Annotated in this window: 11 protein-coding genes and 1 pseudogene; 5 read left to right on the forward strand and 7 right to left on the reverse strand. The window is 65.4% G+C overall.

Annotation, left to right across the window (positions count from 1 at the left end; translation table 11 throughout):
• The first annotated feature begins 337 nt into the window (after positions 1-337).
• The 4 genes and pseudogenes from GGD65_RS31935 (at position 338) to GGD65_RS31950 (ending at position 5,668) form a co-directional block, all read left to right on the forward strand.
• Positions 338-3,757 (forward strand): helicase-related protein, encoded by a 3,420-nt coding sequence (locus GGD65_RS31935; RefSeq protein WP_183237846.1) that lies wholly within the window; start codon positions 338-340, stop codon positions 3,755-3,757.
• A 13-nt stretch (positions 3,758-3,770) separates the two neighbouring features.
• Positions 3,771-4,040: pseudogene (locus GGD65_RS31940) on the forward strand (RNA-binding S4 domain-containing protein); the annotation flags it as partial.
• Between the two features lie 132 nt (positions 4,041-4,172).
• A complete protein-coding gene (gene fdxA, locus GGD65_RS31945) occupies positions 4,173-4,511 on the forward strand; it encodes a ferredoxin FdxA (RefSeq protein WP_011082989.1) in 339 nt (112 codons plus the stop codon).
• A gap of 344 nt (positions 4,512-4,855) precedes the next feature.
• The gene (locus GGD65_RS31950; RefSeq protein ID WP_084674786.1) at positions 4,856-5,668 is read left to right on the forward strand and encodes a CarD family transcriptional regulator; all 813 of its coding nucleotides are present in this window, start codon (positions 4,856-4,858) and stop codon (positions 5,666-5,668) included.
• A 283-nt stretch (positions 5,669-5,951) separates the two neighbouring features.
• Here GGD65_RS31950 and GGD65_RS31955 read toward each other — a convergent pair whose 3' ends face one another.
• From GGD65_RS31955 to cyoA, 7 genes are read right to left on the reverse strand one after another with little or no spacing between them, the layout of a single operon-like run.
• Positions 5,952-6,485, reverse strand: a complete 534-nt coding sequence (locus GGD65_RS31955) for a response regulator transcription factor (RefSeq protein WP_183237847.1) — start codon at positions 6,483-6,485, stop codon at positions 5,952-5,954.
• Complete coding sequence (locus tag GGD65_RS31960) at positions 6,475-7,878, reverse strand: ATP-binding protein (RefSeq protein WP_026201678.1); 1,404 nt, start codon at positions 7,876-7,878, stop codon at positions 6,475-6,477. The genes GGD65_RS31955 and GGD65_RS31960 overlap by 11 nt, the downstream gene beginning before the upstream one ends.
• A complete protein-coding gene (locus tag GGD65_RS31965; RefSeq protein WP_183237848.1) occupies positions 7,850-8,701 on the reverse strand; it encodes an SURF1 family protein in 852 nt (283 codons plus the stop codon). The genes GGD65_RS31960 and GGD65_RS31965 overlap by 29 nt, the downstream gene beginning before the upstream one ends.
• The gene (cyoD, locus tag GGD65_RS31970; RefSeq protein ID WP_183237849.1) at positions 8,698-9,078 is read right to left on the reverse strand and encodes a cytochrome o ubiquinol oxidase subunit IV; all 381 of its coding nucleotides are present in this window, start codon (positions 9,076-9,078) and stop codon (positions 8,698-8,700) included. The genes GGD65_RS31965 and cyoD overlap by 4 nt, the downstream gene beginning before the upstream one ends.
• On the reverse strand, positions 9,075-9,704 hold the full coding sequence (gene cyoC, locus GGD65_RS31975; protein ID WP_018316478.1) for a cytochrome o ubiquinol oxidase subunit III: 630 nt from the start codon (positions 9,702-9,704) through the stop codon (positions 9,075-9,077). Before cyoC ends, cyoD begins: the two co-directional genes overlap by 4 nt.
• Positions 9,705-11,702, reverse strand: a complete 1,998-nt coding sequence (cyoB, locus tag GGD65_RS31980) for a cytochrome o ubiquinol oxidase subunit I (protein ID WP_028141835.1) — start codon at positions 11,700-11,702, stop codon at positions 9,705-9,707. It abuts the gene before it with no gap.
• 12 nt (positions 11,703-11,714) lie between these two features.
• Positions 11,715-12,875 (reverse strand): ubiquinol oxidase subunit II, encoded by a 1,161-nt coding sequence (gene cyoA / locus GGD65_RS31985; RefSeq protein ID WP_183237850.1) that lies wholly within the window; start codon positions 12,873-12,875, stop codon positions 11,715-11,717.
• Between the two features lie 180 nt (positions 12,876-13,055).
• Between cyoA and GGD65_RS31990 the strand changes: the two genes are divergently transcribed.
• Positions 13,056-14,384: an MFS transporter gene (locus GGD65_RS31990; RefSeq protein WP_183237851.1), complete on the forward strand. Its 1,329-nt coding sequence runs from the start codon at positions 13,056-13,058 to the stop codon at positions 14,382-14,384.
• Positions 14,385-14,434: the final 50 nt, after the last annotated feature.

The following is a 14,434-nucleotide window of genomic DNA, read 5'->3' on the forward strand; positions in this document are numbered from 1 at the left end:
GTTCCGAAGCTTAAAGCCAACGGGAAAAGCGTCGCAAAGTGAGACAGTTGCGCGAGGTTTGGGGAGGCGCCGGATTCTCCGCTGCCACATCCCGTCACCCTGAGGTGGCCGCTTCTTCAGCGGCCCTCGAAGGGCGACGGGCCCGGCTGGCGCCGCGGACATTCGCTGGGTTGGCACCCGGGCCGTTCATCCTTCGAGGCTCCCCATGCGGCGCGATGCGCCGCATGGCTCGCGCCTCAGGATGACGGGCTGATGGTGGGCGGATCAGCCCCCAAGCCCCGCCCCCGCCCCAGACAGCACTGACATTCGCCCAAATCGCCACTACCTAATCCCCCAGATGCCCTTTTCCTCCTCCCCCTTCGCTTCCGAGCGCGCGCCGTCCGATCGGGTGGCTGGCGCCGGCGTCACTGCGGTGCTCGGGCCGACCAACACCGGCAAGACCCATCTCGCCATCGAGCGGATGCTGGCGCACCCGTCCGGGATGATCGGGCTGCCGCTGCGCCTGCTCGCGCGCGAGGTCTACAACAAGATCGCTGGCAGGGTCGGCGCCGAGGCGGTCGCGCTCGTCACCGGCGAGGAGAAGATCAAGCCCAGGAATCCGCGCTATTGGGTGTCGACCGTCGAGGCGATGCCGCGCGACCTCGACCTCTCCTTCCTCGCCGTCGACGAGGTCCAGATCGCCTCCGACCTCGAACGCGGCCACGTCTTCACCGATCGCATCCTCAACCGCCGCGGCCGCGACGAGACGCTGCTGCTCGGCGCCGCCACGATGCGCCCGATCATCGAGCGGCTGCTGCCTGGCGTCTCCATGATCACGCGGCCGCGCCTGTCGCAGCTCGAATTCGCCGGCGACCGCAAGATCACGCGCCAGCCGCGCCGCACCGCCATCGTCGCGTTCTCGGCCGACGAGGTCTACGCCATCGCCGAGCTGATCCGCCGCCAGCATGGCGGCGCCGCCGTGGTGCTGGGCTCGCTTAGCCCACGCACGCGGAACGCGCAGGTGGCGATGTTCCAGAACGGCGATGTCGATTATCTCGTTGCCACCGATGCCGTCGGCATGGGCCTCAATCTCGACGTCGACCACGTTGCGTTTGCCTCCGACCGCAAGTTCGACGGCTACCAGTTCCGTAGGCTGACGCCGTCCGAATTCGCGCAGATTGCGGGGCGTGCCGGCCGTGCCACGCGCAACGGCACCTTCGGCACCACCGGCCGCTGCGCGCCGTTCGAGCCCGAGCTCGTCAACGCGCTGCAGAACCACACTTTCGATCCCGTGAAGATGCTGCAATGGCGCAACGCCAGGCTGGATTTCTCCTCGCTCGGCGCGCTCCAGGTGTCCCTGAACCTCGCCCCCGGCCACGAGGCGCTGACGCGCGCCCCGGTCGCCGAGGACATGCGCGTGCTCGATCACGCCGCCCGCGACGTGGAGGTGCGCGATATCGCGCATGGCAAGGCGGCGGTGGAGCGGCTGTGGGAGGCCTGCCAGGTCCCCGATTACCGAAAATTGTCGCCGGCCGCCCATGCCGAGCTGGTGACCACGCTGTACGGCTTCCTGATGCGGAAGGGATGCATTCCCGACGCCTGGTTCGAGGCCCAAATCACCCAGGCCGACCGCATCGACGGCGATATCGACACGCTGTCGGCCCGGATCGCGCAGATCCGCACCTGGACCTTCGTCGCCAACCGCCCGGACTGGCTGAAAGACCCCGAACGCTGGCAGGGGATCGCGCGGGAGGTCGAAAATAAATTATCGGATGCGCTCCATGAACGCTTGACTGAGCGTTTCGTTGATCGCCGGACCAGTGTATTGATGCGCCGCCTGCGGGAGAACACGAGCTTGAATACTGAAATCGGCAAGACCGGCGAAGTCATCGTCGAAGGCCATGTCATCGGCCGCCTCGACGGCTTCACCTTTGCACCGGATGCGGCGGAAGCCGGCTCGGATGCGAAAGCCTTGCAGGCTGCAGCGCAAGCGGTGCTCGCCGGCGAGATCAACACGCGCGCCGAAAAGCTCGGCAACGCGCCGGACGATCAGTTCGTGCTGACCTCCGAAGGCATCATCCGCTGGACCGGCGATGCCGTGGCGCGGCTGTCCGCCGCAGAGGACGCGCTGCATCCGCGCATCCGCATCATCTCCGACGAGCGCCTGACCGGCGGCCCCCGCGAGAAGGTGCAGGCCCGGCTCGAGCTCTGGCTCAAGACCCATGTCGAGAAGCTGCTCGGACCGATGTTCGAGCTCTCCAAGGCCGAGGACGTCACCGGCATCGCCCGCGGCATCGCCTATCAGCTCGTCGAGGCGCTCGGCGTGCTCGAGCGTCCGAAGATCGCCAACGAGCTGAAGGATCTCGACCAGCCCTCGCGCGCGGTGTTGCGCAAATACGGCGTCCGTTTCGGCGCCTATCACATCTATTTCCCCGGCCTTTTGAAGCCCGCCGCGCGCGCGCTCGCGGCGCTGCTCTGGGCGCTGAAGCAGGACAATGTCGATCTGTCCTCGCTGTCGGGCGCGCAGCATCTGGCATCCTCGGGCCGCACCTCGTTCCCGGTCGACAAGGCCCTGCCGCGCGATGCCTATCGCGTGCTCGGCTACAAGCAGGCCGGCGAACGCGCCGTGCGCGTCGACATTCTGGAGCGTCTTGCCGATCTGATCCGTCCGGCGCTGGCCTGGCGCGAGAACGCGTCCGGCGAAAAGCCGGCCGGCGCCTTCGACGGCCGCGGCTTCGTGGTGACGCAGGCGATGACCTCGCTCACTGGTTCGGCCGGCGAAGATTTTGCGTCGGTCCTGCGCGCGCTCGGCTATCGCATGGAGAAGCGTCCGCCGCTGCCGCAAAAGCCGGCCGTGGTGGAAACGGTCGCGGCCGAGACGCCGCCGGCTGAAGGCAGCGCCGAATCCGCGACAGAGACCTCGACCGAGACCGCCGCAGAGGCCGTTGCCGGCCTGCCGGCGGAGGCTTCCACCGAAGCGGTCGCCGAGCCGGTCACCGTCGAAGATGCGCCCGGCATGGAGCTGCAGGACGAGCCGGCTCAGGAGGCCGAGCCCGCGCTCGAAGCCTCTCCCGAGGCCCCCGTCACGCCCGAAGACGCCCCCGGCATTGCGCCGCCGGCGGAAGAGCCCGTTGCGCCCACCGAGGCTGCTGGCCTCGAAGCCGCTCCGGCCGAGACGGCCGCAACCGAAGCCGCCGCGTCACCCGACGCCGCCGCGCCTGTCGAAGCTGCGGCGACGCCCGCCGAGCCCGAGCTGATCGAGGTCTGGCGCCCCGGCGGCCGTCACGAGGACCGCAAGCCGCGCCACGAGCGCCATCGCCACCAGCGTCACCACCATCAGCGTCCGCAAGGAGGCGCAGAGGCAGGTGCCGCGCCCGCGGAAGGCGGGGCCGCACAAGCAGCCGACGGCGCCAAGCCGGGCCAGCGTCATGGCGGCCATCGCAGGGACGGCGGCAGAGACTTCCGCAAGCCGCGCGAAGGTGGCGAAGGCGCGCCGCGTCCCGAGGGGCGCGACGACAGGAACCGCCGCTTCGAGGGCAAGGATCGCGACAACAAGGGGCGCGATCGCGACAAGGGCAAGTTCGGCGGAGATCGCGACAAGGGCCGTGACAACCGCGGCCGTGACCGCGACAAGGGCCGCGACCGCCAGGGTGGACCCTCGCTGCGTCCCTACGCCTCGAGCGCAAATCCGCGCGAGCGCGATCGCCCGGCCGATCCGAATTCGCCCTTCGCCAAGCTCGCGGCGCTGAAAGAGCAGCTGTCCGGCCGCAAGGAGTAATCCCACGACGACCGAGCGGCAGCGCCTCGACAAATGGCTGTGGCACGCGCGGGTGGTGAAGGCGCGCACCTCCGCGGCCGAGCTCGTCGGGTCGGGCCACGTTCGCGTCAACGGCGAGCGTGAAAAGTCGCCGGGGCATGCGATCAAGATCGGCGACGTCATCACCGTCGCGCTCGATCGCACCGTGCGGGTGTTGAAGGTCACCGGCTTCAGCGAACGCCGTGGCGATGCTGCCGCGGCGCGGGTGCTCTTTGAGGAGCTAAGCGAAGCGAAACGCAATTAATTGCGTTTCGAATTCAGTTCTTGGTCGATCAAACACACAAAGCCGTCATGATCGGGCCTTCCCGACCTTGCAGCGCAGGGCCATACGCGCTACGCAAGCCGCGACTTTTAAAAGAGCTTTTCGGAGCGTTGGATGACTTACGTCGTCACTGAAAACTGCATCAAGTGCAAGTACACCGACTGCGTCGAGGTCTGCCCGGTCGACTGCTTCTACGAGGGTGACAACATGCTCGTCATCCACCCGGACGAGTGCATCGATTGCGGCGTGTGCGAGCCGGAATGCCCCGCCGACGCCATCAAGCCGGACACGGAACCGGGCCTGGAAAAGTGGCTTTCGGTCAACGCCGACTACGCCAAGAGCTGGCCGAACATCACCCAGAAGAAAGAATCACCTGCCGACGCCAAGGAATTCGACGGCATGGAAGGCAAGTTCGAGAAATATTTTTCTCCGAACCCCGGCTCCGGCGACTGAATCGGGCTCAAACTTAACCCTAATAGCGGCGCTTCCGCCGAAAACCAGCCCTCAAGACCCCTAAATCATTGATTTTTGCGGGAAATGTGCTATATTGGGCACATTAAGCCGAACCCTGTCAGCCCCGTTGGCCCCGCTGGGTTCCCGTGAAACCAAATGTCGAACAGGGGCGTGGCAGTTTCCGCGCGCAGGCTGTGTCACAGAAAACGCGTAAAAAGAGTACTTCAGCGAGGGCTTCCCATAAGGAGGCCAAAAAAGTCGCCGCGGCCAGCCGTAGCGCATCCAAAGGTCGGACCGCGACGAAGGCGCCGGCTGCAAAGTCCTCGAAGAACAAAAGAAGCGCAATGCCTAACAAGACTGCCAAACCGGCCGCGAAAGCGACCGTTGCCAAGCCTGCTGTCAAGCCCGTTGCCGCCAAGGCTCCCGCTGCCAAGCCCGCCGCGTCGAAGGCTCCCGTTGCTGCTCCTGCCAAGGCTCCCGTTGCTGCCGCCAAGCCCGCTGTGAAGCCGGCGGCTGCTGCGCCGAAGGTCGAGGAAAAGAAGGTCGTGACCCAGCGTCAGGGCTTCAAGGCCAATGAATTCGTCGTCTATCCCGCTCACGGCGTCGGCCAGATCCTGGCCATCGAGGAGCAGGAGATCGCCGGCGCGAAGCTCGAGCTGTTCGTCATCAACTTCATCAAGGACAAGATGACGCTGCGCGTGCCGACCGCCAAGGTCGCCAATGTCGGCATGCGCAAGCTGTCCGAGCCGGCGCTGGTGAAGAAGGCGCTGGAGACGCTCAAGGGCCGCGCCCGCGTCAAGCGCACCATGTGGTCGCGCCGCGCCCAGGAATACGAAGCGAAGATCAATTCGGGCGACATCGTCGCGATCGCGGAAGTCGTGCGCGACCTCTACCGCTCGGAGTCGCAGCCGGAGCAGTCCTACAGCGAACGCCAGCTCTATGAAGCGGCGCTCGATCGTCTCTCCCGCGAGATCGCGGTGGTGCAGCACTCGACCGAGACCGAAGCGGTCAAGGAGATCGAAGCCCAGCTCGCCAAGAGCCCGCGCCGCACCAACGCCAAGGCGGAAGCCGCCGACGGCGAGGGCGATACGGATGCCGAGGGCGATACCGACGACACCGATGGCGACGACACCACCGTCGCCGACGAGGCCGCGTAAGCAGCTTCGCTCTGCGCAAGCAATCAAAAGCCCGGCCGAATGGCCGGGCTTTTTGTTTGGGGAATGTTTTCCAAGACGATGACTGAAGCTTCGTGCAAGAGCTCTCTCGACAAACTCGGTGTCGTCCCGGCGAACGCCGGGACCCATACCCCCAGGGAGAAGTTTGACGAAGACTAGTCGTTCGGTACGCCTACCGATCGCAACGATAGATTCCGCGGTAGGGGTCCCGGCGTTCGCCGGGACGACGAGAGGAGAGAGTCTTCGTCAAACGACGCGTGGCGGGTCACTTCACCGGCCGCTTCTCGAGCTTCCTTGCCAGCGTGCGCCGGTGCATGCCGAGCCTTCGCGCCGCCTCCGAGATATTGAAATCCGTCTCGATCAGGGTCTGGTGGATGCGCTCCCATTCCAGCGTCTTGATCGAGGTCGGCCGCGCGTCGAGCGCGACCTCGGCGTTGCCTTCGGCCTTGTTGAAGGCGGCTTCGATGTCGTCGGTGTTCGAGGGCTTTGCGAGATAGTGGCAGGCGCCCAGCTTGATCGCCTCCACGGCGGTCGAGATGCTGGCAAAGCCGGTCAGCACCACGATCAGCATGTCAGGATCGTGCGTGTGCAGCAGCTCGACGCAGGCAAGGCCGGAGGCGCCGCCGAGCTTGAGGTCGATGACGGCGTGGCCGAAAGAGCGTTCCTCCAGCACGTTCCGCACATCCTCGATCGAGGCGGCGAGCACGACGTCATAGCCGCGGCGCTCGAACGAGCGCTTCAGCGTGCGCGCAAAGCCGGCATCGTCCTCGACGACGATGAGCGAACGGTCAGGCGTCAAAATTCCCTCCGATCGCCAGCGTTGCGAGCGGCAGCGTGAGGCGGACGGTGGCGCCGCGCTTCCTGTGGTTCTCGGCGGTCACGGTGCCTCCGAGCTTGCGCACGACGTTCACCACCAGGAACAGCCCGAGCCCGCCGCCGGCGCGGCCCTTGCTCGAGTGATAGGGCTTTCCGAGCTGCGCCAGCATCTCCGGCGCAAAGCCCGGGCCGCGATCGCTGATCGACAGCACGAGGTTGTCGCCCTCGCGCTCGGCGACGAGCTCGACCCATTCCCGCGAGACTTCATAGGCGTTGTCGAGCACGTTGAAGATGACCTGCTTCAGCGCGATGTCGGAGACGATGGCGACGTCCGCGCCGAACGTATTGACGAAGTAGAGCGTCCGCGCCGAGCGCGCGTCGCGCCACTCGTCGACCAGGGCGGTGACGAAGGCCGTCACCGTCGTCGGCGATGAGCCTTCGCCGCGCGCTTCGCCGGCCGAGACCAGGATGCCCGTCACGATCGACTTGCAACGCTGCAGCGAGGTTTCCATCTCCGCGAGGTCCTCGGCGAGCTCCTGATCGGCGGCAAGATCCGGCATGCGGCGCCAATCGCTGAGGATCACCGAGAGCGAGGCGAGCGGCGTGCCGAGCTCATGGGCCGCGCCGGAGGCGAGCAGGCCCATGCGGACGATGTGATCCTGCTCGGCGGCATGCTGGCGCAGCGCGGCCAGATTCGCGTCGCGCTCGCGCAAATTCCTGTTGATGCGGGTGACGAACACGACCAGCAGCACGGCGTTGAGAACGAAGCCCAGCAGCATGCCGGCGACCGTGAGCGTATAGGTCTCGCTCAGCGGATTCGGCGGCAGATCCAGCGGGCGGTATGCCAGCGTCAGCCAGACAAAGCTCGCGCAGGTCAGCGCGACCAGCGACCAGGTCGAGCGGGCATCGAGCAGCACCGCGCCGAGCGTCACCTGGAGCAGGAACAGCGAGGTGAAGGGATTGGTCGCGCCGCCAGAGAGGTAGAGCTGCGCGGTCAGCGCGGCGACGTCCAGCATCAAGGCGACCAACAGCTCGTTGTTGGTGATCGCGGCGCGATGGCGCACCCAGACCAGGCTGGAGACGTTGAGCAGCACCAGCGCGCCGATCACCGCGCCCATCCGCTCCAGCGGCAGGGGAATGCCGAGCCCAAGATGCACGCCGCCGATCGTCACGATCTGCCCGACCACCGCGGTCCAGCGCAGCTGGATCAGCAGCGCCATGTTCTTGCGGTTGGTCTCGTCGTCGGTCGGACTCGTGCCGATCAGCTCGCTGCGCGCGTCCGCCTGCGATTGCAGCGTGACGGCGAGCCCGCCATGCGCAAGTGTGTGGGAAAGCGTCTTCCCGTCGTCAGGTCGGCTCGACGATCGTTCCAGCATCTGATCCCGTCCTGCGGGCGACGGCATCGGAGCCGCCTGCCTTTTCGTGGACGAAGCGTTTGCGGCGGAACAGCCCGCCGCCGAATGTGACGAAGAGTTTACCCGCCAGCATGAAAGCCAGGGCGAACCACGTCAGCGCGTAGATCAGGTGGTTATTGGGAAAGCTGACCACGGTCAATCCGCCGATTGGACCGCTGCCGGATTGTGATCCGGCATCGGCATCGACGAAGAACGGCGCGACATCGTACAGACCGCGAGCCGTCGCAATCGCGGCGACATCCCGCGAATACCAGCGGTTGTGCTGGGGCACGTTGTTCCGGAGAAATCCGCCTTTCGGCTCTGTCATGCGGAGCAGGCCGGTGATCTCGACCTGGCCGTCCGGATTGCCGTCCCGGCGCGTCGATGCGTCGCGCCGCTCGGACGGCACGAAGCCGCGGTTGACCAGGACCTGTGTGCCGTCGTTGCGCTGGAGCGGTGTCAGCACCCAATAGCCCGGGCCTTCCTCGGTGACCGCCTGGACCAGCGTCTCGCGGTCATGCAGGAAGCGGCCGGTGAGGCTGACATGCCTGTATTCGTCATTTGCCCTGGAAACCGCAGGCCATGAATCGGGCGAGGGGATCGGCTGGGCCGGGGCATGGACGCGCTGCTCGACACGGTCGATCAGCGCCAGCTTCCAGGCGCGGCGCTCGATCTGCCAGATGCCGAGTGCGATCAGAAGAACAAAGGCCGTCAGCGAGAGGACCGTGAGCCACAGGGACGGGGACCGCACAGCCTCGCTGCGCGCCCCGCTCGTCTTGCTGGTCACGGTCCTGACTTCGCTCACTTCATTCCGCTCATCTGGTGGATCGGCATCATGTTGCTGTTGAGGTGGCTCATCACCCACAGCGAACCCGACAGCGCGATCACCACCATCACGATGGTGAAGATCAGCGCCATCATGCTCCAGCCGTTCTCGGACGTCGTGTTCATGTGCAGGAAGTAGATCATGTGCACGACGATCTGCACGACCGCGAAGGCCATGATGACAAGCGCGGTGATCTGCTTGCTCGGCAGCACGCCGCTCATCACCAGCCAGAACGGGATCGCGGTCAGCACGACCGAGAGCACGAAGCCGAGCATGTAGCCCGAGAACGTGCTGTGGGCGTGGCCGCCTTCGTGGTGATGGTCGTGCGCGCCGGCTGCGTGGGTATCGGTGCTCATCGCAGAACTCCCAGGAGATAGACGAAGGTGAAGACGCCGATCCAGACCACGTCGAGGAAGTGCCAGAACATCGACAGGCACATCAGGCGGCGGCGGTTGGCTTCGATCAGGCCGAACTTCTGGACCTGCACCATCAGCGTCACCAGCCAGATCAGGCCGCAGGAAACGTGCAGGCCGTGGGTGCCGACCAGGGTGAAGAACGCCGACAGGAAGGCGCTGCGCTGGGGCGTGGCGCCTTCATGGATCATGTGAGCGAACTCGGTGAGTTCGATGCCGATGAAGGCGAGACCGAACAGGCCGGTGATCGCCAGCCAGATTTGCGTCTGTGCGACCTTGTTCTGCTGCATCGTCAGCATGGCAAAGCCATACGTGATCGACGACAGCAGCAGCATCGAGGTGTTCACCGCGACCAGGTTCAGGTCGAACAGGTCCTTCGGTGCGGGGCCTGCGGCGTAGTTGCCACCGAGCACGCCAAAGGTGGCGAACAGGATCGCGAAGATGAGACAGTCGCTCATCAGGTAGATCCAGAAGCCGAGCGAGGTGCTCCAGCCTTCCGGATGCGGGTGCTCGTCGGCGAGATAGAAGACCGGCTCGCCGGTCTGGGCGGGATTGACAGCGACAGTCATTTACTTGGCTCCGGCGAGCAGTTTGGTGCGCGCGTCCTCGGTCCGGATGACGTCTTCAGCCGGAATGTCGAAGTCGCGGTGATAGTTGAAGGTGTGGCCGATGCCGACGACGAGCAGCGCGGCGAAGCTCACGGCGGCGAGCCACCAGATGTACCAGATCAGGCCGAATCCCATCGCGGTGGCGAGGCCGGCGAGGATGATGCCGGTGCCGGTGCTGCTGGGCATGTGGATCGGCCTGAACCCGGTGAGCGGACGCTGGTAGCCGCGCTTCTTCATGTCCCACCACGCGTCATTGTCGTGAACGACGGGGGTGAAGGCGAAGTTGTAGTCCGGCGGGGGCGAGGAGGTCGCCCATTCCAGCGTGCGCGCGTCCCAGGGATCGCCGGTGACGTCCTTGAGCTGCTCGCGCCTGAGGAAGCTGACCGCGAACTGCATCAGCATGCTGAGGATACCGAGCAGGACGAGGAAGGCCCCGATCGCGGCGATGACGAACCAGATCTGCAAGGACGGATCGTCGAACACGCGCAGGCGGCGGGTCACGCCCATCAGGCCGAGCACGTAGAGCGGCATGAAGGCGAGGTAGAAGCCGGTGACCCAGAACCAGAACGACATCTTGCCCCAGAACGGATCGAGCTTGAAGCCGAACGCTTTCGGGAACCAGTAGGAGATGCCGGCGAAGGCGCCGAACACCACGCCGCCGATGATCACGTTGTGGAAGTGCGCGATCAGGAACAGGCTGTTGTGCAGCACGAAGTCGGCCGGCGGCACCGCCAGCAGCACGCCGGTCATGCCGCCGATCACGAAGGTCAGCATGAAGGCGATCGTCCACATCATCGGCAGCTCGTAGCGGATGCGGCCGCGATACATCGTGAACAGCCAGTTGAACATCTTTGCTCCCGTCGGGATCGAGATGATCATCGTGGTGATGCCGAAGAACGAGTTGACGCTGGCGCCGGAGCCCATCGTGAAGAAGTGGTGCAGCCAGACCAGGTACGACAGGATGGTGATGACGACCGTGGCGTAGACCATCGAGGTGTAGCCGAACAGCCGCTTGCCGGAGAAGGTCGAGGTCACTTCCGAGAAGATGCCGAACGCCGGGAGAACCAGGATGTAGACTTCGGGATGACCCCAGATCCAGATCAGGTTCACGTACATCATCGGGCTGCCGCCGAAATCGTTCGTGAAGAAGTTGGTGCCGACATAGCGGTCGAGCGAGAGCAGCGCGAGCACGACGGTCAGAACCGGGAAGGAGGCGACGATCAGGACGTTGGTGCAGAGCGAAGTCCAGGTGAAGACCGGCATCTTCATCATGGTCATGCCGGGACACCGCAGCTTGACGATGGTGCAGATCAGGTTGATGCCTGACAACGTCGTGCCGACGCCCGCGACCTGCAGCGCCCAGATGTAATAGTCGACGCCGACATCGGGGCTGTAGCCGATGTTCGACAGCGGCGGATAAGCCAGCCAGCCGGTGCGGGCGAATTCGCCGATGAACAGCGAAGCCATCACCAGCACTGCGCCGCCGACCGTCATCCAGAAGCTGAAATTGTTCAGGAACGGGAACGACACGTCGCGCGCGCCGATCTGGAGCGGCACGACGTAGTTCATCAGGCCCGTGACGAGCGGCATCGCCACGAAGAAGATCATGATCACGCCGTGGGCGGTGAAGACCTGGTCGTAGTGATGGGCGTTGAGATAGCCTTCGGAGCCGCCAAAGGCGAGCATCTGCTGGCCGCGCATCATCAGCGCGTCGGCAAAGCCCCGCAGCAGCATTACGATGCCGAGGATCATGTACATGATGCCGATGCGCTTGTGGTCCACCGTGGTGAACCATTCGCGCCAGAGATAGCCCCAGAGGCGGAAATAGGTGAGGCCGCCGAGCAGTGCGGCGCCGCCGAGCGCGACCACCGCGAAGGTGCCGACGACGATCGGCTCGTGCAGCGGCAGCGATTCGAAGCCGAGCCGGCCGAAGATGAGCTTGAGAAGATCAGGAGACATGCGGGGATCTCTTTAGGAGTCTGACTTCGGACGCAGTCCGAGGAAGAAGGACGAGGACTTGAGCGGCGCGAAGCTCGGCCGCTTCAGGCCGGCGCCGAGCAGCGGCGCGGTGTCGACGGGAGCCGTGATCGACGCCGTGGTCTTGCCCTGCGGTGCATCGGGCGTGCAGGTGCCGGCGACGAAGCTCGGCTCCGGCCCGAGCGGGGTGCCGCGGCGGGCGTACTTGTCGTAAGTGAGCGGCAGGGTGTTGTTCAGGCCCTGATGACCGTTGCCGCCCTTGGCGTCGATCGCCATCATTTCGCTCTGGCACATCTTGCCGGTCTCGACACACATGTTGAGGATCAGGCGGTAGAGATCGGAGTCGATCGTGCCGTAGCGGCGCACCGGCTCGTTCTGGCTGGGCTTTTCGAGCTGGAGATATTCGGCGCGGCCGAGCGAGCCGCCGGCGGACTTGGCGCTGGCGATCCAGGCGTCAAAGCCCTTGTCGTCGAGTCCCCTAAAGTTGAAGTGCATGCCGGAGAAGCCGGCGCCGCTGTAGTTCGCCGAGAAGCCCTTATACGTGCCGGCGTGGTTCACCACCGCGTGGAGCTTCGTCTCCATGCCCGGCATCGCGTAGATCTGGCCGGCAAGCGCGGGGATGTAGAACGAGTTCATCACCGAGGATGCGGTGATGCGGAAGTTGACCGGACGGTCGACCGGTGCTGCGAGCTCGTTGACGGTGGCGATGCCGTAATCCGGATAGATAAAGAGCCACTTCCAGTCGAGCGCGACGACGTCGACCTCGAGCGGGGCCTTGGACTGGTCCACGGCGCGGTCGGCATGGATGCGGCCGAGCGTGCGATAGGGGTCGAGCAGATGCGTGCCCATCCAGGTCAGTGCGCCCAGGCAGACGATGATCAGCAGCGGCGCCGACCAGATCACCAGCTCGAGCTTGGTCGAGTGGTCCCATTCCGGCTCATAGCGAGCAGCCGTGTTGGACTGGCGATAGCGCCAGGCGAACAGCACCGTCAGCGCCATCACGGGGACGACGATCAGGAGCATCAGGACGGTGGAGATGATGACGAGGTCGCGCTGCTGGGCAGCGATATCGCCGGCTGGCGCCAGCACGACGTAGTCGCAGCCGCTGAGCGCAGCAGCCAGAGGTAGTAGCGCCAGGATCTTGAGACGAGACACGGGCCGAGCCTTTGAGAATGAGTTTCTTTTGCGGGGCCAACGGGTAGCTGCGGCGCAACAATCCGGACATTGGACAATTTGTCCAATGTTGCAGTGCGGAATGTTGGGTCAGAGAGGGCCAGATTGCCCGGCGCCCGCCGGGCGGTCGGCTTTGGTTTTCAGGACGTTAAGGGCGCACGAATGGCGACGGCACAGACCCCCGCAATGGCAGACCTCCACACGGGCGAGCACGGCCACGACCAGGCCAGTCCCGGCGAGATCGCCATCGGCGTCATCATCGGCCGCACCTCGGAATTCTTCGACTTCTTCGTCTTCGCGATCGCCTCGGTGATCGTGTTCCCGCGCCTGGTGTTCCCGTTCGCGAGCGAGCTGACCGGCACGCTCTATTCCTTCATGATCTTCGCGCTGGCCTTCATGGCGCGGCCGATCGGCACCGTCATTTTCATGACGGTGGACCGTGCCTACGGCAAGACCGCCAAGCTGATCTCGGCGCTGTTCCTGCTCGGCACCGCCACGGTCGCGCTGGCGTTCCTGCCCGGCTATCACGACATCGGCGTCGCCGCGATCTGGCTGCTGGCGCTGGCGCGCATCGCGCAGGGTCTGGCCTGGGGCGGTGCCTGGGACGGCATGGCCTCGCTGCTGGCGCTGAACGCGCCGCCCTCCAAGCGCGGCTGGTACGCGATGGTGCCGCAGCTCGGCGCTCCGCTCGGGCTGATCGTGGCGAGCGCGCTGTTCGCCTATTTCGCCGGCAATCTCTCGGCCGACGATTTCTTCGACTGGGGCTGGCGCTATCCGTTCTTCGTCGCCTTTGCCATCAACGTCGTGGCGCTGTTCGCGCGCCTGCGCATGGTGACGACGGAGGAATATGCCTCGCTGTTCGAGACCCGCGAGTTGCAGCCCGCGCGCATCTCCGACACCGTCGCGAGGGAAGGCCAGAACATCATGCTGGGAGCGTTCGCGCCGCTGGCGAGCTTTGCGCTGTTCCACATGGTTACAGTGTTTCCGCTGTCCTGGGTGTTCCTGTTCACCCGCGAAAGCCCGGTACGCTTCCTGATCATCGAGATCGTCGCCGCCGTGTTCGGCGTTGGCGCGATCGTGATGTCCGGCATCATCGCCGACCGCGTCGGCCGCAAGTCGCTGCTGATGGGATCGGCGATCGCGATCGCGATCTATAGCGGCTTTGCCCCGCAGCTGCTCGATGCCGGCGCGTTCGGCGAGACCATCTATATGGTGATCGGCTTCATCCTGCTCGGCCTGTCGTTCGGCCAGTCCTCGGGCGCGATCGCCTCGAACTTCAAGCAGGCGTACCGCTACACGGCGTCCGCGCTGACCTCGGACATGGCCTGGCTGTTCGGTGCCGGCTTCGCGCCGCTGGTCGCATTGCTGCTCGCGACCAATCTCGGCGTCATCGCCTCGGGTGCGTATCTGTTGTCCGGTGCGTTCTGGACCCTGCTGGCGCTCTGGCTCAGCGGCCAGCGCGAGAAGGGCGATATGGATACGGGGCGCTAAGCTCGAGCTGTAGCCACATCACAGGTGCGGTAGGGTGGGCAAAGGCGCCC

This window comes from Bradyrhizobium sp. CIR18 (assembly GCF_014198295.1).
Taxonomy (GTDB): Bacteria; Pseudomonadota; Alphaproteobacteria; order Rhizobiales; family Xanthobacteraceae; genus Bradyrhizobium.

Bases quoted from the DNA above. Each gene is read 5' to 3' on its own strand.
- cyoD (WP_183237849.1), bottom strand. From the start codon at position 9,078: ATGAGCACCGATACCCACGCAGCCGGCGCGCACGACCATCACCACGAA.
- cyoC (WP_018316478.1), bottom strand. From the start codon at position 9,704: ATGACTGTCGCTGTCAATCCCGCCCAGACCGGCGAGCCGGTCTTCTAT.
- GGD65_RS31990 (WP_183237851.1), top strand. From the start codon at position 13,056: ATGGCGACGGCACAGACCCCCGCAATGGCAGACCTCCACACGGGCGAG.
- fdxA (WP_011082989.1), top strand. From the start codon at position 4,173: ATGACTTACGTCGTCACTGAAAACTGCATCAAGTGCAAGTACACCGAC.
- cyoB (WP_028141835.1), bottom strand. From the start codon at position 11,702: ATGTCTCCTGATCTTCTCAAGCTCATCTTCGGCCGGCTCGGCTTCGAA.
- GGD65_RS31935 (WP_183237846.1), top strand. From the start codon at position 338: ATGCCCTTTTCCTCCTCCCCCTTCGCTTCCGAGCGCGCGCCGTCCGAT.
- GGD65_RS31960 (WP_026201678.1), bottom strand. From the start codon at position 7,878: ATGCTGGAACGATCGTCGAGCCGACCTGACGACGGGAAGACGCTTTCC.
- GGD65_RS31950 (WP_084674786.1), top strand. From the start codon at position 4,856: ATGCCTAACAAGACTGCCAAACCGGCCGCGAAAGCGACCGTTGCCAAG.